24 protein-coding genes are annotated in these 23,766 nt (G+C 69.7%); 17 read left to right on the top strand and 7 right to left on the bottom strand.

What is annotated here, in order from left to right; all coding sequences use genetic code 11:
* The first annotated feature begins 69 nt into the window (after positions 1-69).
* Positions 70-702 (top strand): AAA family ATPase, encoded by a 633-nt coding sequence (locus tag EHO50_RS25655; protein ID WP_128433577.1) that lies wholly within the window; start codon positions 70-72, stop codon positions 700-702.
* Between the two features lie 20 nt (positions 703-722).
* Here the strand turns inward: EHO50_RS25655 and EHO50_RS25650 are convergent, their stop codons facing one another.
* Positions 723-1,826 carry a DUF5937 family protein gene (locus EHO50_RS25650; RefSeq protein ID WP_128433576.1) on the bottom strand — a complete coding sequence of 368 codons (1,104 nt, stop codon included), beginning with the start codon at positions 1,824-1,826 and terminating at the stop codon, positions 723-725.
* A gap of 252 nt (positions 1,827-2,078) precedes the next feature.
* Here EHO50_RS25650 and EHO50_RS25645 point away from each other — a divergent pair, with 252 nt between their 5' ends.
* Positions 2,079-2,294, top strand: a complete 216-nt coding sequence (locus tag EHO50_RS25645) for a hypothetical protein (RefSeq protein WP_128433575.1) — start codon at positions 2,079-2,081, stop codon at positions 2,292-2,294.
* On the opposite strand, the gene EHO50_RS25640 is transcribed toward EHO50_RS25645, so the two are convergent.
* Positions 2,284-3,474, bottom strand: coding sequence for a threonine aldolase family protein (locus EHO50_RS25640; protein ID WP_181449697.1), 1,191 nt, complete (start codon positions 3,472-3,474; stop codon positions 2,284-2,286). The two genes, EHO50_RS25645 and EHO50_RS25640, sit on opposite strands and share 11 nt — an antisense overlap.
* Positions 3,475-3,669: 195 nt before the next feature.
* On the opposite strand from EHO50_RS25640, the gene EHO50_RS25635 reads away from it, so the two are divergent.
* The 10 genes from EHO50_RS25635 (at position 3,670) to EHO50_RS25590 (ending at position 12,359) form a co-directional block, all read left to right on the top strand.
* Positions 3,670-4,599, top strand: coding sequence for a Rossmann-like and DUF2520 domain-containing protein (locus EHO50_RS25635; RefSeq protein WP_128433573.1), 930 nt, complete (start codon positions 3,670-3,672; stop codon positions 4,597-4,599).
* Positions 4,596-5,588 carry a pantoate--beta-alanine ligase gene (panC, locus tag EHO50_RS25630; RefSeq protein WP_128433572.1) on the top strand — a complete coding sequence of 331 codons (993 nt, stop codon included), beginning with the start codon at positions 4,596-4,598 and terminating at the stop codon, positions 5,586-5,588. The genes EHO50_RS25635 and panC overlap by 4 nt, the downstream gene beginning before the upstream one ends.
* Complete coding sequence (locus tag EHO50_RS25625) at positions 5,585-7,294, top strand: L-aspartate oxidase (protein ID WP_128433571.1); 1,710 nt, start codon at positions 5,585-5,587, stop codon at positions 7,292-7,294. Before panC ends, EHO50_RS25625 begins: the two co-directional genes overlap by 4 nt.
* A gap of 5 nt (positions 7,295-7,299) precedes the next feature.
* On the top strand, positions 7,300-8,271 hold the full coding sequence (nadC, locus tag EHO50_RS25620) for a carboxylating nicotinate-nucleotide diphosphorylase (protein ID WP_128433570.1): 972 nt from the start codon (positions 7,300-7,302) through the stop codon (positions 8,269-8,271).
* Between the two features lie 9 nt (positions 8,272-8,280).
* Positions 8,281-9,078 (top strand): type III pantothenate kinase, encoded by a 798-nt coding sequence (locus EHO50_RS25615; RefSeq protein WP_128433569.1) that lies wholly within the window; start codon positions 8,281-8,283, stop codon positions 9,076-9,078.
* Between the two features lie 501 nt (positions 9,079-9,579).
* Positions 9,580-10,272: a hypothetical protein gene (locus EHO50_RS25610; protein ID WP_128434012.1), complete on the top strand. Its 693-nt coding sequence runs from the start codon at positions 9,580-9,582 to the stop codon at positions 10,270-10,272.
* Between the two features lie 82 nt (positions 10,273-10,354).
* Positions 10,355-10,534 carry a hypothetical protein gene (locus EHO50_RS25605; protein ID WP_128433568.1) on the top strand — a complete coding sequence of 60 codons (180 nt, stop codon included), beginning with the start codon at positions 10,355-10,357 and terminating at the stop codon, positions 10,532-10,534.
* A gap of 178 nt (positions 10,535-10,712) precedes the next feature.
* Positions 10,713-11,225, top strand: coding sequence for a BlaI/MecI/CopY family transcriptional regulator (locus EHO50_RS25600; protein ID WP_246101434.1), 513 nt, complete (start codon positions 10,713-10,715; stop codon positions 11,223-11,225).
* A gap of 9 nt (positions 11,226-11,234) precedes the next feature.
* Complete coding sequence (locus tag EHO50_RS25595; RefSeq protein ID WP_128433566.1) at positions 11,235-11,798, top strand: amino-acid N-acetyltransferase; 564 nt, start codon at positions 11,235-11,237, stop codon at positions 11,796-11,798.
* 225 nt (positions 11,799-12,023) lie between these two features.
* On the top strand, positions 12,024-12,359 hold the full coding sequence (locus EHO50_RS25590) for a histone-like nucleoid-structuring protein Lsr2 (RefSeq protein ID WP_030959275.1): 336 nt from the start codon (positions 12,024-12,026) through the stop codon (positions 12,357-12,359).
* Between the two features lies 1 nt (position 12,360).
* Here EHO50_RS25590 and EHO50_RS25585 read toward each other — a convergent pair whose 3' ends face one another.
* A complete protein-coding gene (locus EHO50_RS25585) occupies positions 12,361-13,074 on the bottom strand; it encodes an SCO3374 family protein (protein WP_128433565.1) in 714 nt (237 codons plus the stop codon).
* A 432-nt stretch (positions 13,075-13,506) separates the two neighbouring features.
* Here EHO50_RS25585 and EHO50_RS25575 point away from each other — a divergent pair, with 432 nt between their 5' ends.
* Positions 13,507-16,032 carry an ATP-dependent Clp protease ATP-binding subunit gene (locus EHO50_RS25575; protein ID WP_128433564.1) on the top strand — a complete coding sequence of 842 codons (2,526 nt, stop codon included), beginning with the start codon at positions 13,507-13,509 and terminating at the stop codon, positions 16,030-16,032.
* Positions 16,033-16,150: 118 nt separating this feature from the next.
* Here the strand turns inward: EHO50_RS25575 and EHO50_RS25570 are convergent, their stop codons facing one another.
* Positions 16,151-16,807 carry an HAD family acid phosphatase gene (locus EHO50_RS25570; RefSeq protein WP_128433563.1) on the bottom strand — a complete coding sequence of 219 codons (657 nt, stop codon included), beginning with the start codon at positions 16,805-16,807 and terminating at the stop codon, positions 16,151-16,153.
* A 496-nt stretch (positions 16,808-17,303) separates the two neighbouring features.
* On the opposite strand from EHO50_RS25570, the gene EHO50_RS25565 reads away from it, so the two are divergent.
* Positions 17,304-17,921 carry a M23 family metallopeptidase gene (locus tag EHO50_RS25565; RefSeq protein WP_128433562.1) on the top strand — a complete coding sequence of 206 codons (618 nt, stop codon included), beginning with the start codon at positions 17,304-17,306 and terminating at the stop codon, positions 17,919-17,921.
* Between the two features lie 13 nt (positions 17,922-17,934).
* Here EHO50_RS25565 and EHO50_RS25560 read toward each other — a convergent pair whose 3' ends face one another.
* On the bottom strand, positions 17,935-18,522 hold the full coding sequence (locus tag EHO50_RS25560) for a TetR/AcrR family transcriptional regulator (RefSeq protein WP_128433561.1): 588 nt from the start codon (positions 18,520-18,522) through the stop codon (positions 17,935-17,937).
* Positions 18,523-18,649: 127 nt separating this feature from the next.
* On the opposite strand from EHO50_RS25560, the gene EHO50_RS25555 reads away from it, so the two are divergent.
* The 3 genes from EHO50_RS25555 to EHO50_RS25545 all read left to right on the top strand — a co-directional run bounded on the left by EHO50_RS25555 (position 18,650) and on the right by EHO50_RS25545 (position 21,470).
* Positions 18,650-20,242, top strand: a complete 1,593-nt coding sequence (locus EHO50_RS25555) for an MDR family MFS transporter (protein WP_128433560.1) — start codon at positions 18,650-18,652, stop codon at positions 20,240-20,242.
* A 281-nt stretch (positions 20,243-20,523) separates the two neighbouring features.
* On the top strand, positions 20,524-20,970 hold the full coding sequence (locus EHO50_RS25550) for a helix-turn-helix transcriptional regulator (protein WP_128433559.1): 447 nt from the start codon (positions 20,524-20,526) through the stop codon (positions 20,968-20,970).
* Between the two features lie 65 nt (positions 20,971-21,035).
* Positions 21,036-21,470 (top strand): VOC family protein, encoded by a 435-nt coding sequence (locus tag EHO50_RS25545; RefSeq protein WP_128434011.1) that lies wholly within the window; start codon positions 21,036-21,038, stop codon positions 21,468-21,470.
* Positions 21,471-21,495: 25 nt separating this feature from the next.
* On the opposite strand, the gene cseC is transcribed toward EHO50_RS25545, so the two are convergent.
* On the bottom strand, positions 21,496-23,049 hold the full coding sequence (cseC, locus tag EHO50_RS25540; protein ID WP_425472271.1) for a two-component system sensor histidine kinase CseC: 1,554 nt from the start codon (positions 23,047-23,049) through the stop codon (positions 21,496-21,498).
* Positions 22,938-23,642 carry a two-component system response regulator CseB gene (cseB, locus tag EHO50_RS25535; protein WP_128433558.1) on the bottom strand — a complete coding sequence of 235 codons (705 nt, stop codon included), beginning with the start codon at positions 23,640-23,642 and terminating at the stop codon, positions 22,938-22,940. Before cseB ends, cseC begins: the two co-directional genes overlap by 112 nt.
* Between the last annotated feature and the right edge of the window lie 124 nt (positions 23,643-23,766).

Below are 23,766 nucleotides of genomic sequence, written 5' to 3'. Positions count from 1 at the left end.
CCACGGCTGGCGGGTGCGTCGAGACCGGGGTGTCACGCGTGCGTGACCGGCGCGCACTAGGGTCTGCGCATGCTCCTGTGGATCAACGGCCCCTTCGGTGGCGGCAAGACACAGACCGCACACGAGATCCAGCGCCGTCTGCCCGGCAGCGTCATCTGCGATCCCGAACACCCGGGCTTCGGCTTGCGCCGTATGCTCCCGCCCGAACTGCGCGCAAACTTCCAGGACTTGACGTCCTGGCGGCAGGGCGTCGTCGAGGTCCTCGACCTCGCCCTCACCAAGCACGACGGCGTGGTCATCGCCCCGATGACGGTCACGAACTCCGACTACTTCGCGGAGACGGTCGGCCGGCTGCGTGAACTCGGCCACGACGTACGGCACTTCACGCTCCTCGCCGAGCGTGAGACGGTCATGAAGCGGCTGCGTGAGCGCGGTTTCGGGCACCTCCTCGGGTACGTCGGCGGGAAGAACGCCGGTCTGCGCCGCGAGACCTGGGCCGTCCAGCAGCTCGACCACTGTCTGGAGCGGCTGCGCGAGCCGGAGTTCGCCGAGCACCTGTGGACGGACCACTCGACCGTGCCGAAGACGGCGGATCGCATCGCCGTCCTGGCCGGGCTGAAACTCCGGCCGAACAACGAGGGCGCGCTGCGGACCCGGCTGCGGCAGGTGGGGGTCGGGATCAGGCACATCCGGTTCGACTGACGGCCCTGTGGGTCGGCGATCTACCGGAGCAACGCTTCCAGGAAGTCGCTGCCGAGCCGGGCCACCGCCGTGACGTCCAGCTGATGCAGGACATAGCGCCCCCGGCGGCGGGTGGTGATCAGGCCCGCCTTCTTGAGGACGCCCAGATGCCGGGATATCTCCGGGGCCGTCATGCCGTGGATCTGCACGAGCTCGCTCGTGGTGTACGTGCTGCGGGCGAGGTTGCGGCACAGCTGCATCCGCACCGGGTGGGACAGTGCGGTCATCCGCAGGGTCAGCTGCTCGACCGAGGGCGGTGACGCCAGCTCGGGGGAGCGGGCGGGGTAGTGCAGCACGGGCTGCCAGCCGTGCCGGTGCAGCACCATCAGATGCGGCCAGCCGAGGCTCGTCGGCACGAGCAGCAGACTGCCGTTCCTGATCAGGCTGTGGCCCTGGCGGAGCTTGTCGATGGTGATCCGTCCGGCGGCCTCGTCGAGCACCACCGCCGCGGAGATCGAGGTCAGCGCCTCGGTCAGCCCCTTGTGCCGGAGGAGGTCGGTCCTGTGGCGGGCGTCCGCCGCGAGCTGGTGGCGCAGCCGGGACCAGGTGTCGGCGAAGAACGCCTCGTCGCAGTCCTCCAGGAACTGCCGCAGCCAGGCCCGGATCCGCGGTGGGTCGTCGAGCAGCCGCTGGCTGAACCGCAACTGCTGCGGCCCGCGCGCGGCGGCCAGGTCCAGGGCGCGGCGGCGCAGCTCCTCGTCGGCCAGCACGTCCTGGCTCGGCGTGGCGTAGGGGAGGGCGCAGGTGAACTCCAGGGCCGCGTCCACGAACTGCTCGTCCGTCAGCTTGTCCAGCAGGTCCAGCTCCTCGGCGAGCGTCGCGCCGGGCAGTGCTCCGCCCGGGACGCCCGCGCAGGGCAGGAACAGATCCGAGAACGTCGTCCGCCACAGGAAGTCGGCCTCGCACATCCGGTCGGCCAGGTGCGGATCGAGCCGGGCGGTGACGCTCGTCGCCCAGCCCTGCAGGCCCGGATGATGCCCCGTCTCGGCCAGCGCGTGCAGCGCCATGCCGAGCTCGGCCAGGGGCGAGGGAACGACGGCGACCCTCTCCGGCCGCAGCCCCGCGATGTCGATGCTCACGCTCATGCCCTCATGGTGCACCCCGCCACTGACAACGCCCCCGTCGATTGACGGTCGCCGTCAATCGACGCGACGCGAGGGCCGGTTGGGCGCAACCTGGGATCACCGGGGCAGCCGCGGAGCCCGAACCCCAGACCTTCGACGTCCCTGATCTCTCCTACGCCCGAGGTCTCTGATCTCTCGTCGTGCCCGAGGTCCCTGATCCCTCGTTACGGCAGAGGTCTCCGATGTCCCCAACGTCCGAGAAGGCGATCCGCCATGAGCATCACCCAGCACCACCTCCTCGACATCTACCGCGCCCAGCGGCTCGGCGAGCCCGCCCCGCCCGCGCCCGGCCTCCACGACTGGCAGGTCGTGCGCGAGTGGCGCGACCACCGGCAGTTCCGCGCCGTCCTGGCGGAGCGTCCGGCCCATGGGCGGATACGGCAGGCCCTGGGCCGGTGGCTCCACCCGCGGCGGCGTTCTACCGGCTGACCTCGTCGCTGACGTTCTCGGTCAGCCGGGCCACGAACTCCGCGACCGCCGCCTTCACGTCATCGGCCGTCCACTCCAGGCCGGCGGCGCGGACGGAGACCTCCGTGAAGGACAGGCCCGGCCCGCCGCGGTCCCAGGCGGCGGCGAACAGATACGTGCCCGTCTCCTCTGCCTGCCGCACCGCCGCCTCCGTCAGCACATCGGCCTCGTACGGCAGCCAGACCTGGAACTCGTGGGTGTGCGGCTCCTCGGGGTGTACGCGCGCCCACGCCACGCCCGCCTCGGCGAACCCCTCGCGGAGCGCGGCGGCCACCACGCGCGCGTGGCGGACGTACTCCGGCAGCCGGGGCAGCTCCCGCTCCAGGCCGACGAGCGCCGACAGCACCGTGGGGAACTGCTGGAAGACCATGCCGCCGTATCGGTGCCGCCAGGTCTTCGCCTCCTCCACAAGCGTCTTCGGGCCGGCGAGCGCGGCGCCGCCGAAGCCGTCGAGGGACTTGTAGAACGACACGTAGACGCTGTCGGCCAGGGCTGCGATCTCGTCGAGGGGGCGGCCGAAGTGGGCGGTGGTCTCCCACAGGCGCGCGCCGTCGAAGTGCACCACCGCGTCACGCTCCCGCGCCGCCTCCACGACCTCGGTGAGTTCCTCCCAGGAGGGCAGGACGAAACCGGCGTCCCTGAGGGGCAGCTCCAGCATCAGCGCCCCGAAGGGCTCCTCGAAGTCGCGTATCTCATCAGCGGTGGGCAGCCGCGGCTCACGTGTCACCCGCACCGTTCGCAAGCCACTGACCTGACTGAACGCGCCGCGCTCCCACACTTCGGGGTGGGCCAGCGCATGCAGGGCGACGGTGGGGTTCCCGGTGCGGGACGCCCAGCAGCGCAGGGCCACCTGCTGGGCCATCGTGCCGGTCGGGAAGAACGCGGCGGCCTCCGTCCCCAGCAGCGCCGCGACCCGCTCCTCCAGGGCCGCCACGACCCCGTTGCCGTACATGTCAGACGGTTCGTCCAGGTCGTACACCTCGGGTGCCGCTTCCGTCAGCAACGCGAGCCGTCGGCGGATCGTGCCGCTGAAGCCCCCACGCGACAGCACGCGCCGCGCCTCCCGCAAGGCAGCCGACCGCCGCTTGCGCAACCGCTCCGGTGCCGACAGCTCTTCGCCCTGTTCCGCCGTATCGCTCATGCCCGGATCATGCCGTGCGCCCACGCACGCGAGCACCCGCATTTCCACCCACCCGCAGCCCCCAAACCGCCGTCCGAACGGCGTGCGATAACCCACAGCCTGTGGACAACCGGACGCCCCTCCAACCGATCGCGTTAACATGACGAGAAATCGTCCGGTACCCCGAGCGGACTGGAACGGGAAGGCCTCCGTCGCGTGAGTACAAGCCAACAGCCAGATCCCAAGGACCGCCCCGCGCGGCTCACCGTCGGTGTCGTCGGCGCAGGCCGCGTGGGCCCCGCGCTCGCCGCGTCCCTCCAGCTCGCCGGGCACCGCCCGGTGGCCGTCTCCGGGGTCTCCGACGCCTCCCGGCGACGGGCCGCGCAGCTCCTCCCCGACGTGCCGCTCGTACCGCCCGCCGAAGTCCTCGCCCGCGCCGAGCTGGTGCTGCTGACCGTCCCGGACGACGCGCTGCCCGGGCTGGTCGAGGGCCTCGCCGAGACGGGGGCCGTACGGCCGGGCCAGCTGCTGGTGCACACCTCCGGGCGGTACGGCGCGAAGGTCCTGGACCCCGCCCTGCGCGCGGGCGCGCTGCCTTTGGCCCTGCACCCGGCGATGACCTTCACCGGCACCCCGGTGGACGTCCAGCGCCTGGCCGGCTGCTCCTTCGGCGTCACCGCGCCCGAGGAGCTGCGGCTGGCCGCCGAGGCCCTCGTCATCGAGATGGGCGGCGAACCGGAGTGGATCGCCGAGGAGATGCGCCCGCTCTATCACGCGGCGCTCGCGCTGGGCGCCAACCACCTGGTGACGCTGGTCGCCCAGTCCATGGAGCTGCTGCGCGAGGCCGGCGTGGCGGCCCCCGACCGGATGCTCGGCCCGCTGCTCGGCGCCGCCCTCGACAACGCGCTGCGCTCCGGCGACGCGGCCTTGACCGGCCCCGTCGCGCGCGGGGACGCGGGCACCGTCGCCGCGCACGTGACGGAGCTGCGCCGGCACGCCCCGCAGACCGTCGCCGGCTATCTGGCGATGGCACGCGCGACCGCCGACCGGGCGCTCGCCCACGGACTGCTCAAGCCGGAACTCGCCGAGGACCTTCTCGGGGTACTCGCCACCGGGACCAACGGCGCCGAGGGAGATGCCCGATGACCACCGCCCTGCTGCGCACCGCCGACGAACTGCACGCGCGCGTGCGCAGCGGCCGCCGCGCCGTCGTGATGACCATGGGCGCCCTGCACGAGGGCCACGCCACCCTCATCCGCACCGCGCGCGGCATCGCCGGACCGGACGGCGAGGTCGTCGTCACCGTCTTCGTGAACCCGCTGCAGTTCGGCAAGGGCGAGGACCTCGACCGCTACCCGCGCACCCTGGAGGCCGACCTCAAGATCGCCGAACAGTCGGGCGCGGACGCCGTGTTCGCCCCTGCCGTCGACGAGGTCTACCCGGGCGGCGAGCCCCAGGTGCGCATCAGCGCCGGCCCCATGGGCGAGCGCCTGGAAGGCGGCTCCCGCCCCGGCCACTTCGACGGCATGCTCACCGTCGTCGCCAAGCTGCTCCACCTCACCCGCCCCGACGTCGCCCTGTACGGCCAGAAGGACGCCCAGCAGCTCGCCCTGATCCGCCGCATGGCGCGCGACCTGAACTTCGGCGTCGAGATCGTGGGCGTCCCGACCGTGCGCGAGGAGGACGGCCTCGCGCTCTCCAGCCGCAACCGCTACCTCTCGCCCAAGGAACGGCACACGGCACTCGCGCTCTCCCAGGCGCTGTTCGCCGGCCGCGACCGGCATGCGGCCCAGGAGGCGCTGCGCGCGCGTGCACGTGAAGTTCCCGCCACGCGCGCGCGTGCGGAAGCGCTCAGTGCCATAGGGGAGTCCCGCGCGGCGGCCGACGCACATGCCGTCGCCAAGGCCGTCCCCGGCGCCGCGGCGGCCGTCCGCGCCGCCGCCCGCCTGGTCATCGACGAGGCCGCCCGCCTCGACCCGCCGCTCGAACTGGACTACCTCGCGCTCGTCGACCCGTCCGACTTCACGGAGATCGAGGACGACTTCACCGGCGAGGCCGTCCTCGCCGTCGCCGCCCGGGTCGGGACGACCCGGCTGATCGACAACATCCCCCTCACCTTCGGAGCCGCCTCGTGACCAGCACAGGCATACGACTGCACGCGCCCGCGCCCGGGTGGTCCATCTCCGCGGACGTCGTGGTCGTCGGCTCCGGGGTCGCCGGCCTCACCGCAGCCCTGCGCTGCGAGGCCGCCGGCCTGACGACCGTCGTCGTCACCAAGGCCCGCCTCGACGACGGCTCCACCCGCTGGGCCCAGGGCGGCATCGCCGCGGCCCTCGGCGAGGGCGACACCCCCGAACAGCACCTCGACGACACCCTGGTCGCGGGCGCGGGCCTGTGCGACGAGGACGCGGTCCGCATCCTCGTCACCGAGGGCCCCGACGCCGTACGCCGCCTCATCGAGACCGGCGCGCACTTCGACGAGTCCGAGGAAGGCGGCCTGGAGCTCACCCGGGAGGGCGGCCACCACCGCCGCCGTATCGCCCACGCCGGCGGCGACGCGACCGGCGCGGAGATCTCCCGCGCCCTCGTCGAGGCGGTACGCGCGCGTGGCCTGCGCACCATCGAGAACGCGCTCGTCCTCGACCTCCTGACGGACGCAGAGGGCCGTACGGCGGGCGTCACCCTGCACGTCATGGGCGAGGGCCAGCACGACGGCGTAGGAGCGGTCCACGCCCCCGCCGTGGTCCTGGCGACCGGCGGCATGGGCCAGGTCTTCTCGGCCACGACGAACCCGTCCGTGTCGACGGGCGACGGAGTCGCTCTCGCCCTGCGCGCGGGCGCCGAGGTGAGCGACCTGGAATTCGTCCAGTTCCACCCCACCGTCCTGTTCCTCGGCCCGGACGCGGAGGGCCAGCAGCCCCTGGTCTCCGAAGCCGTACGCGGCGAAGGCGCCCACCTGGTCGACGCAGGCGGCGTCCGCTTCATGATCGGCCAGCACGAACTCGCCGAACTGGCGCCCCGCGACATCGTCGCCAAGGGCATCATGCGCCGCATGCAGGAGCAGGACGCCGAGCACATGTTCCTCGACGCCCGCCACTTCGGCGCCGACATGTGGGAACACCGCTTCCCGACGATCCTCGCCGCCTGCCGCGCCCACGGCATCGACCCGGTGCACGACCCCATCCCGATCGCCCCGGCCGCCCACTACGCCTCCGGGGGCGTCCGCACCGACTCCCAGGGCCGTACGACCGTCCCCGGCCTGTACGCGTGCGGCGAGGTGGCCTGCACGGGCGTGCACGGTGCCAACCGCCTGGCCTCCAACTCCCTCCTGGAGGGCCTGGTCTACGCCGAGCGCATCGTGGAGGACATCGCGGCGTCCCGGGCGGCCAACGGCCTCCACGCGCGCGTACCGCACCCGGTGCCGTACCCCGAGACCCCCGAGCACCCCCTGCTCGCGGCCGAGGCCCGCTTCGCGATCCAGCGGATCATGACGGAGGGCGCCGGTGTCCTGCGCTCCGCCGATTCCCTCGGCAAGGCCGCCGAGCAGATCCAGCAGCTGCACACCGACGCCCGGGACGCCCTCGTGGAGAACGGCAAGACCGCCGAGCCCGGCGTCGACACCTGGGAGGCCACCAACCTCATGTGCGTGGCCCGAGTCCTGGTCGCCGCCGCACAACTGCGCGAGGAGACACGAGGCTGCCACTGGCGTGAGGACGAGCCCGACCGCGACGACACGACCTGGCGCCGCCACATCGTCGTACGTCTGAACCCCGACCGCACACTGGCCGTGCACACCACCGACACCGCAGACTTCCCCCCGACCCGGCCCCAGGAGCAGTGACAGAAGTGACCACCCCCGACCTTCCCCTCGCCTCGACCGGCGGCTGCGGCGACGACTGCGCCTGCGGTGCCGACGAGGAGTACCTGGAGTGCGGCCTCGACCCCGCGCTCGCCCAGCTGCTGGCCGACGCGGGCCTCGACCCGGTCGAGATCGAGGACATCGCCAACGTCGCCATCCAGGAGGACCTGGCACACGGCGTGGACGTGACGACGGTCGCCACGATCCCCGAAGAGGCGACCGCCACCGCCGACTTCGTCGCACGTGAGGCGGGCGTGGTGGCGGGCCTCAGGGTCGCCGAAGCGGTCGTCTCGATCGTCTGCGAGGACGAGTTCGAGGTGGAGCGCCACGTGGAGGACGGCGACAAGGTGACGGCAGGCCAGAAGCTCCTGTCGATCACCACCCGCACCCGAGACCTCCTCACGGCCGAACGCAGCGCACTGAACATCCTCTGCCGCCTGTCGGGCATCGCGACGGCCACGCGCGCGTGGGCGGACGTACTGGAAGGCACGAAGGCGCGGGTCCGCGACACCCGCAAGACGACACCGGGCCTGCGCTCCCTGGAGAAGTACGCGGTGCGCTGCGGCGGCGGAGTCAACCACCGCATGTCCCTGTCGGACGCGGCCCTGGTGAAGGACAACCACGTAGTGGCCGCAGGCGGCGTGGCCCAGGCCTTCAAGGCGGTCCGCGAAGCCTTCCCCGACCTCCCCATCGAGGTCGAGGTGGACACCCTGCACCAGCTCCGCGAGGTGGTGGACGCGGGCGCGGACCTGATCCTCCTGGACAACTTCACGCCGGGCGAGTGCGAGGAGGCGGTGGCGATCGTGCACGGCCGGGCAGCACTCGAGGCATCGGGCCGCCTGACCCTCGCCAACGCCAAGGCGTACGCGGACACGGGCGTCGACTACCTGGCCGTAGGGGCCCTCACCCACTCCTCGCCGATCCTGGACATCGGCCTGGACCTGCGAGCGGCGGAGTAGGTAACGGGCATGCTCCTCACAATCGACGTAGGCAACACCCACACCGTCCTCGGCCTCTTCGACGGCGAGGACATCGTCGAGCACTGGCGCATCTCGACGGACGCCCGCCGCACGGCCGACGAACTGGCGGTCCTCCTCCAGGGCCTGATGGGCATGCACCCGCTCCTCGGCGAGGAACTGGGCGACGGCATCGACGGAATCGCCATCTGCGCCACCGTCCCCTCGGTCCTCCACGAACTACGCGAAGTGACCCGCCGCTACTACGGCGACGTCCCCGCGGTCCTGGTCGAACCGGGCGTCAAGACGGGCGTACCGATCCTGACGGACAACCCGAAGGAGGTCGGCGCCGACCGCATCATCAACGCGGTCGCGGCCGTGGAGCTCTACGGCGGCCCCGCGATCGTCGTCGACTTCGGTACGGCGACGACGTTCGACGCGGTGAGCGCGCGCGGCGAGTACGTCGGCGGTGTCATCGCCCCCGGCATCGAGATCTCGGTCGAGGCACTCGGCGTCAAGGGTGCCCAACTCCGCAAGATCGAGGTGGCCCGCCCGCGCAGCGTGATCGGCAAGAACACGGTCGAGGCGATGCAGGCCGGCATCATCTACGGCTTCGCAGGCCAGGTGGACGGCGTGGTCAGCCGCATGGCCCGCGAGCTGGCGGAGGACCCCGAGGACGTCACGGTCATCGCGACGGGCGGCCTGGCGCCGATGGTCCTGGGCGAGTCCTCGGTCATCGACGAACACGAGCCGTGGCTGACCCTGATCGGCCTACGCCTGGTCTACGAACGCAACGTCTCCCGCATGTGACTCCGTCGGTCGGGCCGCGCCTGCCAGTCACCCCCGACTGCCAGGCGCCCGGCGCCAACGCGCGGCCCTCTGGGGGCCTGCGGCCCCCAGACCCCCGCTTCGGCCCTGAAGGGGCCTCGTCCTCAAACTCCCCCAGAGGGGGCACCCCCAGACGGGCTGGATGATGCGGGCCTGCGCCGGGAAGTGACCGTCAGCGCCAGAGCCCTCGGCGGGCGTACCCCCACGGGCTCGCAGCCGCCCATGGTGGCAAGGGGACGTGTCGGGGGGTGTCCGCCCGCAGTGGCCGGCGTCAACACGCAGCATTTCTTGGCCTAAGGGGACCGCCGGTCCGAGGACGGACACCCCCCGGCGCGGCCCCGACCCACCCACCGACCGTTGGCGCTACGCGCACCCCCACCACCCGAGTGGCTCCCCACGCCACACCCACCCCCCTTATGCCGCGTTTGTCTGATTAGCGCGTATCGTCGGCGCATGCCCACGCCATACGGATCCCGCGGCGGCATGGCGTTCGGCGTGGAGGAGCTGCGTGTGCTCCGCCGCGCTCTCGCCCTCGCCCTCCACCCCAGCCCCGCCTCGGCCGAAGACGTCCAGGACTGTCTCCGCCTCGCCGAGTCGCTCGACGAGGCGATCCGCGAGGGCGCCCGGATGCGTGCCTTCCTGGTGGCCGACCTCGCCCGCTGCCGTGCCACCCTCCCCGGCACCGCAGCCGGCTACCTCACCCTCCTCGAGGAGGCCCTGGCCGCCGGGTACCACCCGACCCCCGACGATCTCGCAGCCCTTCGGGCCCTGCGCGGCAACCCCACCGCCGCAACCCTCCTGGGCCGCTGCCGGGCACTCGCCGAGCAGGACGTACAAGCCCGCCTCACGCGCGGTGTCACCCACCCGGCTCCCCGCGTCACGCCGACCATCCCCGGCTCCCGTACGCGCTTCCTGGCCCTCCCTGGAGGCCTTTCCGACGGTGCGCCCAGCCCCGCGGTACACCTCCCCGGCCAGGATGCCGGCCAGGAACCCGGCAAGCAGCCCCGGAAGAGGCCCGCCGAAAAGCCGGCAGCCCCCAGGCCCGCCCCCGGCCCCGAGCCCACCCCCGCCGCCCCGAAGCCGACGCGCCCCATCCCCACCCCCGGCGAGGTCTTCCCGCGCCGCAAACCGACCCCACCACCCACGAACCCGCCCCAGCAGCTCGCCGCAGGCTGACGGCGACCACAGGGCGGAGACCACTCGAACCACCCCCAACCCCCACCCCGCCCGAGCCCCACCCCCTGGCTACCCTGGACGCATGGACTACGTCTCCGCACTCCTCCCCCCGGCCGTCATGGCCGTGTTCTTCATCGGTCTGATCAGGGTGATCGTGAAGACCCAGGGCGGAGCCAACAAGGCCAAGGAGGACGCGGCCGTGGACGCCGCCCTCGCGCGCGTGGAGGCCACCCGCCAGGCCCCCGCGAACCCGGACGCCTGAGTCAGGGGCGCCGGCCCGCTCAACGGCGTACGACTCCAAGCCCCAGCGCTTTCCGAGTCGTACGCCCTTTTTCTTCCCGTTTGCCAGGTGAAGTGCCCGTTCGAGGCGCAAACATCCAGATCTCCCACTATTGTGCTGAACTGTGCCTCGCCCATTGGGAGAACTCGAAGACGCGGTCATGACGCGGGTGTGGAAGTGGAACCGCCCGGTGACCGTTCGAGAAGTCCTGGAAGATCTCCAGCAGGAACGGTCCATCGCGTACACCACGGTGATGACCGTTTTGGACAATCTCCATCAGAAGGGCTGGGTACGCCGCGAAGCGGAAGGCCGGGCCTATCGATATGAGGCGGTCTCCACACGAGCCGCCTACGCCGCCGCCCTGATGAACGACGCCTGGTCGCAGAGCGACAACCCCGCCGCCGCACTCGTCGCCTTCTTCGGCATGATGAGCGAGGAACAGCGCACAGCCCTGCGGGCCGCCGTACGCATGGTCCAGGGCCCGGAAACGCCCGAACCCGCGCAACCGCCCGATACACGCGTTACGAGCACCGATACCGGCGGCACCGATACAACCGGCACCGATACGGCGCCCCATACCAGCGGCGATACCAGCGCCGATACCAGCCCGGATACCCGTACCGATACCCGCAGTGAGAACCCCGGCTCGGCGCAGGAGCCCGACGGGCGATAGCGTCCGCTCATGTCAGCAGAGAGCCACTCGGCCGAGAGCTCCTCGGCGGAGAGCCCAGAAGTCACCGCAAAAGCCATCACCGTCCGGCGGGCCCGCACCAGCGATGTCGAGGCGGTGCGTCGTCTCCTTGACGAGTACGTCCAGCGTCGCATCCTGCTCGACAAAGCCACGGTGACGCTTTTCGAGGACATCCAGGAGTTCTGGGTCGCCGAACGTGACGACAACGGCGAGGTCGTCGGCTGCGGCGCCCTGCACGTGATGTGGGAAGACCTGGCGGAAGTCCGCACTCTGGCGGTGAAGCCCGGCCTGAAGGGGGCCGGCGTCGGTCATCAGTTGCTGGAGAAGTTGCTGCACACCGCTCGCTGGCTCGGCGTTCGCCGGGTTTTCTGCCTGACCTTCGAAGTGGACTTCTTCGCCAAGCACGGCTTCGTCGAGATCGGCGAGACTCCGGTGGACACCGATGTCTACGCGGAGCTGCTGCGTTCCTATGACGAGGGCGTGGCGGAGTTCCTCGGTCTCGAACGAGTGAAACCGAACACCTTGGGCAACAGCCGGATGCTTCTGCATCTGTGATCGCCGCCCTCTATTCCGGCGGGTGACCCTGCCCAGGTGCCCTATGTCCGAAACGCGCATGTTTCCGGACCGGGGTCGGACCATGGGTCTCTCCCGGGGGTTTGTGTTTTTCCAGCAAAAGCGGTTTGCTTTCCGACGTACTGCAGTACTGCATATAACAGGGGACGGCGAAACGGCGGACGCCGCAGACCCCCGGCCCTCAAGTTATCGATGAAAGGAAATCCGGTGGCACAGAAGGTTCAGGTCCTTCTTGTCGACGACCTCGACGGCGGCGAGGCGGACGAGACCGTGACGTTCGCGCTGGACGGCAAGACGTACGAGATCGATCTCACGACTGCCAATGCGGACAAGCTCCGCGGCCTTCTCGACCCTTACGTGAAGGGCGGTCGTCGTACCGGAGGCCGCGCTTCGGGTGGGCGTGGAAAGGCGCGCGCCGCTTCCGGTGGCAGCCAGGACACCGCGCAGATCCGCGCGTGGGCGAAGGAGAACGGTTACGAGGTCAATGACCGCGGCCGCGTTCCGGCGTCCATTCGCGAGGCTTACGAGAAGGCCAACGCCTGATCTACGGACAGGCCGAAGACTGGGCGCACCCGCGTCGCAGTCGCAGGCGGTGGCACTGCGTTGCCACCGTGTTCAGAAGACGCACCAGGTCGGGGGCGCCCCCACCGCCCCCCATGGCCGACAGTGTCGGCAGCGAGGCCTCGACCTCGCCCCCAGGCTCGGGGGGCCGCAGCCACACGGCGGCCCCCTGCACGGCATCGGAGCGGCTCAGGGGAAGCGGCCGCACCGCGCCGGGCTCTGGCACGCAAGGACGTCGTACGGCCTGCTTCGATCGCGTATCGAATCGCGTATCGAGAGGCCGTACGGTCATGACCGGCCCCTGCTCGGGTGGCAGGGGCGCCTCCATGAGGTCGCCCTCGCCGAGCGTCGTGAGGTCCAGGGGCAGCGTGCCCCACTCCAGCCAGTCCAGCACGCCCGGCACCTCCTCCGCGCTGCCCGCGGACATGAGCAGCCGCATCCGCTCGCCCCGGACGGCCACCGGGGAATGAGGCGTCAGATGGCGCAGTGCTGCGCGGCCCGCCTCCGCCGGGACGTCCAGGACGTCGAAGCGCAGACCCACGCGAAGGCTCAGGGGGATTCCCGGAGTGGCGGGCACCACCGGCCAGCCCAGTTCGTTCTCGTACCACCGGCGGACCTGATCGCTCGGATCGAGCGGCCGACGGGGAAGGGGGATCGTGGCGAAGTCCGTGGTGACCGCGGAGCGGGTGCCGACCATGCCAGGTGCAACCGCCGAATGGGCGTGCGGGTTACGCTGGGTGTTCTGGTGAATGCGCAGAGTGCTGAAAGAGGGGGCGCTCGGGGGTGTGGGGTGGCGCAAGGTTGTTCGCCCGTAGCGGAGGGAACCGGGGGGCGCGGCATGGAGTGTCAGTCCCAGCGGGTAAGACATCCCTAGTGGGAGGGGGCGACACGCAGGACAGTGGGTCTTACGTTCGCCATCGGCGTACTGATGGTGAGGGTAACCACCTGGCCTGCGGGAACATCGTCTCGCACCATCGGGTTGGAGCAGATGTCGGCGTTAGCGGGGTCAGGAGGCCATCGACGGTGTCGGCAGTTGGAATGAGCGGTCCCCGCTTGCGGGACTAAGCTGCGGAAGGACAGGGAGGGGAAGTTCCCCCCACTGCCTGACCGCTCTGAGGAGCGATTAACGATGTTCGAGAGGTTCACCGACCGCGCGCGGCGGGTTGTCGTCCTGGCTCAGGAAGAAGCCCGGATGCTCAACCACAACTACATCGGCACCGAGCACATCCTCCTGGGCCTGATCCACGAGGGTGAGGGTGTCGCCGCCAAGGCCCTTGAGAGCCTCGGGATTTCGCTCGAGGCGGTCCGCCAGCAGGTGGAGGAGATCATCGGGCAGGGGCAGCAGGCCCCGTCCGGGCACATCCCCTTCACCCCCCGTGCCAAGAAGGTCCTGGAGCTGTCGCTCCGCGAGGCCCTTCAGCTGGGCCACAACTACATCGGCACGGAGCACATCCTGCTCGGCCTGATCCGCGAGGGCGAGGGCGTGGCAGCCCAGGTCCTGGTCAAGCTGGGCGCAGATCTCAACCGGGTGCGGCAGCAGGTCATCCAGCTGCTCTCCGGTTACCAGGGCAAGGAGACCGCCACCGCCGGCGGGCCTGCCGAGGGCACCCCCTCGACGTCCCTGGTCCTCGACCAGTTCGGCCGGAACCTCACCCAGGCCGCTCGTGAGTCCAAGCTCGACCCGGTCATCGGGCGCGAGAAGGAGATCGAGCGGGTCATGCAGGTGCTGTCCCGCCGTACCAAGAACAACCCGGTCCTGATCGGTGAGCCCGGCGTCGGCAAGACCGCCGTCGTCGAGGGCCTCGCCCAGGCCATCGTCAAGGGCGAGGTGCCCGAGACCCTCAAGGACAAGCACCTCTACACCCTGGACCTCGGCGCGCTGGTCGCCGGCTCCCGCTACCGCGGTGACTTCGAGGAGCGCCTGAAGAAGGTGCTCAAGGAGATCCGCACCCGCGGCGACATCATCCTGTTCATCGACGAGCTCCACACGCTGGTCGGTGCGGGTGCCGCCGAGGGCGCCATCGACGCGGCTTCGATCCTGAAGCCGATGCTGGCCCGTGGAGAGCTGCAGACCATCGGTGCGACCACGCTGGACGAGTACCGCAAGCACCTGGAGAAGGACGCGGCCCTGGAGCGCCGCTTCCAGCCCATCCAGGTCGCGGAGCCGTCCCTGCCGCACACGATCGAGATCCTCAAGGGTCTGCGCGACCGTTACGAGGCCCACCACCGGGTCTCCATCACGGACGAGGCGCTGGTCCAGGCCGCCACCCTGGCCGACCGGTACATCTCGGACCGCTTCCTGCCGGACAAGGCGATCGACCTGATCGACGAGGCCGGTTCCCGGATGCGTATCCGCCGGATGACCGCGCCGCCGGACCTGCGCGAGTTCGACGAGAAGATCGCCGGTGTCCGCCGGGACAAGGAGTCCGCGATCGACTCGCAGGACTTCGAGAAGGCCGCCTCCCTGCGCGACAAGGAGAAGCAGCTCCTGGCCGCCAAGGCCAAGCGGGAGAAGGAGTGGAAGGCCGGCGACATGGACGTCGTCGCCGAGGTCGACGGCGAGCTGATCGCCGAGGTCCTCGCCACGGCCACCGGTATCCCGGTCTTCAAGCTGACCGAGGAGGAGTCCAGCCGCCTGCTCCGCATGGAGGACGAGCTCCACAAGCGGGTCATCGGCCAGGTCGACGCCGTCAAGGCGCTGTCGAAGGCGATCCGCCGTACGCGTGCCGGTCTGAAGGACCCGAAGCGCCCGGGTGGTTCGTTCATCTTCGCCGGCCCGTCCGGTGTCGGTAAGACCGAGCTGTCCAAGGCGCTCGCCGAGTTCCTCTTCGGTGACGAGGACGCGCTGATCTCCCTCGACATGTCGGAGTTCAGCGAGAAGCACACGGTCTCGCGTCTCTTCGGTTCGCCCCCCGGCTACGTGGGCTACGAAGAGGGTGGCCAGCTGACCGAGAAGGTCCGCCGCAAGCCGTTCTCCGTCGTCCTGTTCGACGAGGTCGAGAAGGCCCACCCGGACATCTTCAACTCGCTGCTGCAGATCCTGGAGGACGGTCGTCTGACCGACTCCCAGGGCCGGGTCGTGGACTTCAAGAACACGGTCATCATCATGACGACCAACCTCGGCACCCGGGACATCTCCAAGGGCTTCAACCTGGGCTTCGCGGCCTCGGGTGACACGAAGACCAACTACGAGCGCATGAAGAACAAGGTGTCGGACGAGCTCAAGCAGCACTTCCGCCCCGAGTTCCTCAACCGCGTCGACGACGTGGTCGTCTTCCCGCAGCTGACCCAGGACGACATCCTGCGGATCGTCGACCTGATGATCGGCAAGGTGGACGAGCGCCTGAAGGACCGGGACATGGGCATCGAGCTCTCCCAGTCCGCCAAGGAGCTGCTGTCCAAGAAGGGTTACGACCCCGTGCTGGGCGCCCGGCCGCTGCGCCGTACGATCCAGCGCGAGATCGAGGACTCGCTGTCGGAGAAGATCCTCTTCGGCGAGCTGCGCCCCGGTCACATCGTGGTCGTGGACACCGAGGGCGAGGGCGAGACCAAGACCTTCACCTTCCGTGGTGAGGAGAAGTCGGCGCTGCCGGACGTCCCGCCGATCGAGCAGGCGGCCGGTGGAACCGGGCCGAACCTGAGCAAGGACGCCTGACCCTCCTAGGGTTGAGCCGAAGAAAGGGGCCGGTGCTTTCCAGCACCGGCCCCTTTCGCATGCCCGGGACGGGCCAAGGCCGGCCAAGACGGGCCCAGACGGGCCAAGACGGGGTGGCTTACGACAACTGCCCGTCGTAGTCCGGCAGCTTGTACGTCTTCTCGGCGTGGCCGCCCGACAGATCGGTGGCGCTGTTGCCGACGTTCGCGATGATCGTGTAGCCCTTCGACTCGATGGCGGCGCGCTGGGCCGTCTTGTAGTCGGCGACGTTCTTGAAGAGGTCGATGAAGTTGCGCACGTAGAGGCCCGAGACCTTGTAGCCGACGTACTTGAGGTTGTAGTCGGTCGCCGAGTAGATGATGCCGGGGCGGGCGGTCACGAAGAACAGGGAGACGCCGTGCTCCTGGGCGTACTTGGCGACCTCCAGGACCGGCGCGTTGGCCGGCTGCGGGTAGCTGAAGCCGAAGTCCGTCTCCAGGGTGGTGTTGTCGATGTCGAAGACGATCGCCTGCTTCTCACCCGGCTTGGTGTTCGCGATCCGCTGCTTCAGGTACGGCAGCGCCTGGTCCATCACCGCCTGGCAGTCCTTCTGCCAGGTGTCGTAGTCGACATCCGCCGCGGAGGCCGTCGCTGCCGTGCTGGTGGCGGTGGCAGTGGCGGCGGTCGAGGTGCTGGTCACGGTCGTCGCGGCTTCGGCGGGGACCGCGAGTGCCACGAGGGCTGCCGCGGAGACGGTGCTGACCGTTATTCGGCGAGCCCAGGGGCGAAGCGTCATGTGGGGGGGTCCTCTCACGTCATGTGCGCTGGGTTGTCGCGTGCATGTTCGTGGGCGTGGGTGGCTGGTGGGGAACCAGCGGGTTACCGGACGGTAGCTCAACTTGAGGCGTCGCTCACATAGTTGGGTGCGGATTTGTTGCGGAAAGGCGGAGGGGGAGGCGTAGCGCCCGTCACATTCCGAGGTCTCGCGATTGCGCTCGGCGGTGACATGCCGCACAGGCGATTTGTCCGTTACTAGCGGGAATAGTGGAAACGGGATTACGGACAAAAGGGACGTTCCCCTTGAAGCTCGGCGGCCAAATTCGGCGTCAGTACCGGTTCGTCCGTATTGACTGCTCTGTCAAGATCCGGGGATTTTTGTTATGGAGTACTAGCGTCCGTCGTAGATCAGGGGTTTTGGGGTTCGAGGGGAGCCGGGTTACCAAGGGATGGCCATTCGGCGAGGACTTGTGCGCCGGGTGGTTTTCTCTGTCGTCGTCCCCATGAGGTTTCGAATGTCCCCGCGCTTCTCGTTCCGTTCGTCCCGTACGTCCTCGATCCGCAACCGTGCCGCTGTGCTGGCCGCCGGCCTGGGGGCCTCGGTCGTGCTGGGCGCCGGAGGCGCGGTCGCCGCCGAGATGACCTCCGCCACCGGTGTCTCCACCGCCGTACAGGCTCAGGCCGCCGCGAAGAAGGCTCCCGCGAAGAAGGCCGTCTCCTGGGTGAGCCCGGTGAAGAAGTACACGAAGTCCGCCAGCTTCGCCCAGGCGGGCGGCATGTGGCAGTCCACCCACAGCGGGCAGGACTTCGCCGTCGCCAGCGGTACCCAGGTCGTGGCCGCGCACGGTGGCACCGTCGTCAAGGCCGGCGGCAACGGCGCCGGTGACGGTCCCGCGTACGGCAACGCCGTCGTCATCAAGCACGGCAACGGGTCTTACTCCCAGTACGCCCACCTGTCGCGCATCGACGTGAAGGTCGGCCAGGTCGTCAAGACCGGACAGCAGATAGCCAAGTCCGGCAACACCGGTAACTCCAGCGGGCCGCACCTGCACTTCGAGATCCGTACGACCGCCAACTACGGCACCGCGGTCGACCCGGTGGCCTTCCTGCGGGCCAAGGGTCTGAAGATCTGAGTCGCTGAGCCGCTCAGGAGCCCTTGTGCGCCTGGGTGATCAGATCCGTGGCGACCTCGAGGACGGCCTTGCGCTTCTCCTCGGGGTCGCCTTCGAGGTCCTTCAGGACGAACATCCCGGCGTGCATCGTGAACAGGGCGCTGATGCAGCGGACCTGGTCGACGAGGTCGGCGTCCGGGTCGATGATGATGTCCCGCATGCCGAGCATGCGGTTCTTGAACATCTCGCCGATGCTCAGCTCACGGACCGTCGCCTGGTTCTCCTGCATGAAGCGGAAGAGTGGGGCGGCGTCGGTCAGGACCTCGCTGTAGCGGCGGACGATGTCGTGCTTCGTCTCGAGTGTGTGCGGCTGCTGCCTGCCCCACTCGATCAGGTCCTCGATCGGCTGTGTCAGGTCCTCGAAGAGGCTGACGATGATCTCTTCCTTGGTCTTGAAGTGGTAGTACAGGGCCGCCTTCGTGACCTCCAGGCGCTCGGCGATCTCGCGCAGGGAGGTCTTCTCGTAGCCCTGCTCGGCGAAGAGTTCGATGGCCACGTCCTGGATGCGCTGGCGGGTGTTCCCGCGGCGCCGCTGCTTGGTGCCGTCCATGGTGCCACCCATCCTCGTACTCCTCGGCTTTCCATAAAACTTACTTGACGCCCGGCTAGTTACGCGCCTACCTTCCCTGAGTGTAGACAACTAGCCGGGCGGCAAGTAAGTGCAGCAAGTGGCCGGGGGAGTGGGAATCATGGCGGACACAAAGTCAGTTGAGTCGGAGTCGGCGGAGCCGGGCGGGAAACAGCCGAAGAGCGTACGGGTCGTGCTGCTCGCGCTGATGATCACGATGATGCTCGCGATGCTCGACAACATGATCGTGGGCACCGCGATGCCGACGATCGTGGGTGATCTGGGCGGTCTGGAGCATCTTTCGTGGGTCGTGACGGCGTACACGCTGGCGACCGCCGCCTCCACTCCGCTGTGGGGCAAGCTCGGCGACATGTACGGGCGCAAGGGCGTCTTCATGTTGTCGATCGTGCTGTTCCTGATCGGGTCCGCGCTGAGCGGCATGGCCCAGGACATGGGGCAGCTGATCGCGTTCCGGGCGGTGCAGGGGCTCGGTGCCGGTGGTCTGATGGTCGGCGTCATGGCGATCATCGGTGATCTGATTCCGCCGCGGGAGCGGGGCAAGTACCAGGGCATGATGGCCGGCGTGATGGCGCTCGCGATGATCGGCGGGCCGCTGGTCGGGGGCACCATCACCGACCACTGGGGCTGGCGCTGGGCCTTCTACATCAACCTGCCGCTCGGCGTCGTCGCGCTCGCCGCGATCAGTGCCGTGCTGCATCTGCCGAAGAAGCGGACGCAGGCGCGGATCGACTATCTGGGGGCGGCGCTGCTGACCGTGGGGATCACCGCGATCGTGCTGGTCACCACGTGGGGCGGTACGGAGTACGCCTGGACGTCCGCGGTGATCATGGAGCTCATCGGGATCGGGGTCGCGGCGCTCGTCGGGTTCGTGTTCTGGCAGACCAAGGCGGCGGAGCCGGTGGTACCGCTGCACATCTTCCGCAGCCGGAACTTCACGCTGATGTCGGTGATCGGGTTCATCACCGGGTTCGTGATGTTCGGGGCGACGTTGTTCCTGCCGCTGTACCAGCAGTCGGTGCAGGGCGCCACCGCCACCAACTCCGGGCTGCTGTTGCTGCCGATGCTCGGGGCGATGCTGGTCACCTCGATGGTCGCGGGGCGGGTGACCACGAACACTGGGCGGTACAAGGCATTCCCCGTCGTCGGCAGTGTGCTGATGATCGTCGGGCTGTATCTGCTGTCGCTGATGGACACCGGGACCAGTCAGTTCACGTCCGGTGTGTACATGGCCGTGGTCGGGCTCGGCATGGGCTGTCTGATGCAGATCACGATGCTGGTCGCGCAGAACAGTGTCGAGATGAAGGACATGGGTGTCGCGTCCTCCTCCACCACGCTCTTCCGTACGCTCGGGTCGTCGTTCGGTGTCGCGATCATGGGGGCGCTGTTCAACAGCCGGGTGCAGGACGTCATGGCCGAGCGGGGCGGGGCGTTGGGGGCGAAGGTGACCGAGCAGTCGGCGCAGCTGGATGCGGCGGGTCTGGAGAGGTTGCCGGTCGCTGTGAAGGAGGCGTATCAGCATGCGGTGTCGGCTGGGACGCATTCGGCGTTTCTGCTGGGGGCCGTGGTTGCTGTGGTGGCTTTGCTGGCGGCTGTGTTTGTGAAGGAGGTGCCGCTCAAGGGGGCGGGGCCTAAGGGGGATGCTGGGGCTGCGGACGATTCTGCGGCCAAGGTTGCGGTGGTGGAGGCCGTCTGAGTTGGGCGGTGTGTGCGGGGCCCTCGGGTGTGTTCTGTCCCCGGGGGCCTTGCCTTTTTGTTCGCCCCCGCCGCCCCTACCCTTCCCGTCCTTGAATGGGCTCCGCCCCTTCGACCCCGCCAGGGGGCTCCGCCCCCTGGACCCCCGTCGGCCTGAACGGCCTCGTCCTCAAACGCCGGACGGGCTGGAATGCCTGGACCGGCGCCAGGAAGCGACCGCCGCCGTGAGGCTCTCAGGCGAAGCCCGTGGCGTTGTCAGTGGGGCCTGTCACCATCGGGTGCATGGGCAAGGTGCGGCAGTTGCGGCTGGCTAAGGACGCCATGGATCGGGACTGGGCCGATCCCGGGCTCGACCTGGATGCCGTTGCCGCGCATGCCGGGTACTCGCGGTATCACTTTGTGCGGGCCTTCAAGGCGGCGTATGGGCAGACGCCGGGGCAGTATCTGACGCATCGGCGGATCGAGCGGGCCGAGGAGTATCTGCGGGGCGCCAATCTGACCGTGACGGAGATCTGCCATCTGGTCGGGTTCAGCAGCCTCGGTACGTTCTCGGCGAAGTTCAAGGCGCGGACCGGGATGACGCCGACCGAGTACCGGGAGAAGCACGTCGGGCGCGGGGCCGCGTTGATACCGGGGTGCTACGCGATGTTGTGGGCCGGGGGTTTTCGGCGGCGCGAGGGTGGGGGAGAGGCGCACGCGCAGGAGAGCAACTCTGGAGAAGCGTGCTGACCGCGCCCCTGCCTACCGTGACGGAGAGGAACGACAAGCAAGCCAGAGCACGGGAGAGCAGCGTCATGATCAAGGGCCTCGGCATCACCACCGTATGGACGTTTGACCAGCAGCGCACCAAGGCGTTCTTCACCGAGAAGATCGGCTTCGAGGTGCGGAACGACCTCTCCATGGGCGAGATGCGGTGGGTCACCGTGGGCGCCAAGGACCAGCCCGATGTCGAGCTCGCGCTGATGAGTCTGGATGGGCCGGGGCTCGACCCCGAGTCCTCCGCGGCGCTGAAGACGCTGGTGGGGAAGGGGGTCATCGGGGCGGGGGCGTTCCGGACCGATGACTGCCGGGGGGACTACGAGACCTTCAGGGCGCGCGGGGTGGAGTTCATCCAGGAGCCCCAGGAGCGGCCGTACGGCATCGAGGCGATCTTCCGCGACGACAACGGCAACTGGTACTCGCTGACCGAGCGGAGTGAGGAGCTCGACTTCTCGAAGTCGTTCGGGTGAGCCCCTCGGCAGACCCGTGAGGGGCTCACGGCAGCATCGGGTAGCTCCCGGTGTTCGTGGGCGCGTGCTCCGGGAGCCAGAGGACGGCCACCGCGCCCTCCGCCGGAACATGCTCCGGGGCGCCCGCCGGGCGGATGTTGCGGAAGGTCAGGCGGGCGCCGAGGACCCGGGCCTGACCTGCCGCGATCGTCAGGCCGAGGCCGTGGCCGTGGCCCGAGCGGTCACTGCTGCCGGTGCGGAAGCGGCTGGGACCGTCGGCGAGCAGGTCCTCGGGGAAACCGGGGCCGTGGTCGCGGACCCGGATGACCCGGCCCTCGACGGTGACCTCGATCGGCGGCCTGGCGTGCCGCGCAGCGTTCGCCAGCAGGTTGAACAGCACCCGCTCCAGGCGCCGCGGGTCGGTCGTGACCGCCGACTCGTGGACGACCCGCACCTCGATGGCGGGGTCCTTCGCCGCGACCCGCCGGCTGACGAACTCGCCCAGCATGATGTCCTGCAACTCGGCCCGCTCCGAGGCACTGTCCAGGCGGGCCACCTCCAGGACGTCCTCGACGAGCGTACGCATGGCCTTCGCCCGGTCCAGGACCAGTTCGGTGGGTCGGCCGGGGGGCAGGAGTTCGGCCGCCGTCAGGAGTCCCGTCACCGGGGTGCGCAGTTCGTGCGCGATGTCCGCCGTGACCCGGCGTTCCGCCTCCAGCCGCTGCTGCAGCGCGTCCGCCATGGCGTCCACCGCGCTCGCCAGATCGTCGGTCTCGTCCCGTACGACACCCCCGATGGCGTCCCGCACCCGCACGTCCGGCTCGCCGCTCGCGACCTGGTTCGCCGCGGCCGCGGCCTTGCGCAGCCGGCGCGACAGCTGCCCGCCGATGAGCACGCCGAGCGCGCTGCCGCCGAGGACGACCGAGATGGAGCCGATGATCATGGCCTGGTCGAGGCGGTTGAGGATGTGATCGCTGCGATCGGTGAAGCCGCTGCGCAGCGACAGCACATGCCCGTTGTTGAGTGGCACGGCCGCCCAGATGTCCGGCGCACCGCTCGGTGTGTCGGTCACGTACGTCGCCCGCCGACCCTCCTCGACCCTCTCCCGCAGCGCCGCCGGCAGCTCCGGGTCGTCGATCGTGGCGTTGGGGAAGTTCAGCCGCTTGGACTGCTCGTAGCTGCGCTGGGCGATCTGGATGCGCTCGTCGGCGAGGTCGCGCGCGCTGTCCAGCATCGATACCCGGGCCTGGTTGTGCACGACCAGGCTCAGCACGATCGCCACGAGCGCACCGACCAGCGCGATCGCCGCGCTCAGCTTCCATCTCAGACCCGTACGAATGGCGACCCGGCTGCCCATGCGTCTGCTCGCGCGCGTGCCCGTACGGCCGATCACGGCCTGGCCCGCGATGTCCGTCGAGTCAGTGAGGCCCGAGTGCCCGGCGCCTGACGCGGCCGGCTGTCGAAACGTCCCCCTCATGCCCGCCCCGCTCAGGCCTTCAACTTGTAGCCGAAGCCGCGGACCGTCTCGACGCGGTCCTGGCCGATCTTCTGCCGCAGCCGCTGCACATGGACGTCGACGACACGGGTGTCCCCGCCCCAGCCGTAGTCCCACACGCGCTCCAGCAGCTTGTCCCGCGACAGCACCGTGCCCGGCGCGGAGGAGAACTCCAGCAGCAGTCGCATCTCGGTCGGCGTGAGCGCCACCGGCTGCCCGGCCCTGCGCACCTCCATGCCCTCGGTGTCGATCTCCAGATCGCCGAAGGTCAGCACCCCGCCGGTGGCCGCCGATCCGGCGTCGTCCGCCCGGTCGTCGCGGCCGGCGTGCCCGAAGCGGCGCAGCACGGCGCGGATCCGCGCGACCAGCACGGCACCGTCGAACGGCTTGGTCACGTAGTCGTCCGCGCCCGCCTCCAGGCCCAGCACCACGTCGATCGAGTCCGCGCGCGCCGAGAGCATGATCACCGGCACGGTCGACTCGTCACGGATACGGCGGCACAGGCTGACGCCGTCCAGTCCCGGGACCATGACGTCCAGCAACGCGATGTCCGGCCGGTCCGCCCGGAACGCCTCCAGGCCCGACAGCCCGTCGGGCATGGCGGTGACCGCGAAGCCGTCCCGCTCCAGGGCGAGCTGGGTGGCCTCGCGGATGACGTCGTCGTCCTCGACGAACAGAACGTGGGTCTGGTCTGCCATCCCGGTGCTCTCAGTCCTCGTATGCCGTGTGTCGTGTGCGGTATGCCGTATGCCGTGTGTACTCGGGGGTGCGTCGTGCGTGTCCACTTGGGGGACGCGTGGACCGGCCGATGCGTTCACCGCT

It is taken from the genome of Streptomyces cyaneus (assembly GCF_004028635.1).
Lineage (GTDB): Bacteria > Actinomycetota > Actinomycetes > Streptomycetales > Streptomycetaceae > Streptomyces > Streptomyces cyaneus.
This window is presented reverse-complemented; position numbering and strand designations above follow the sequence as displayed.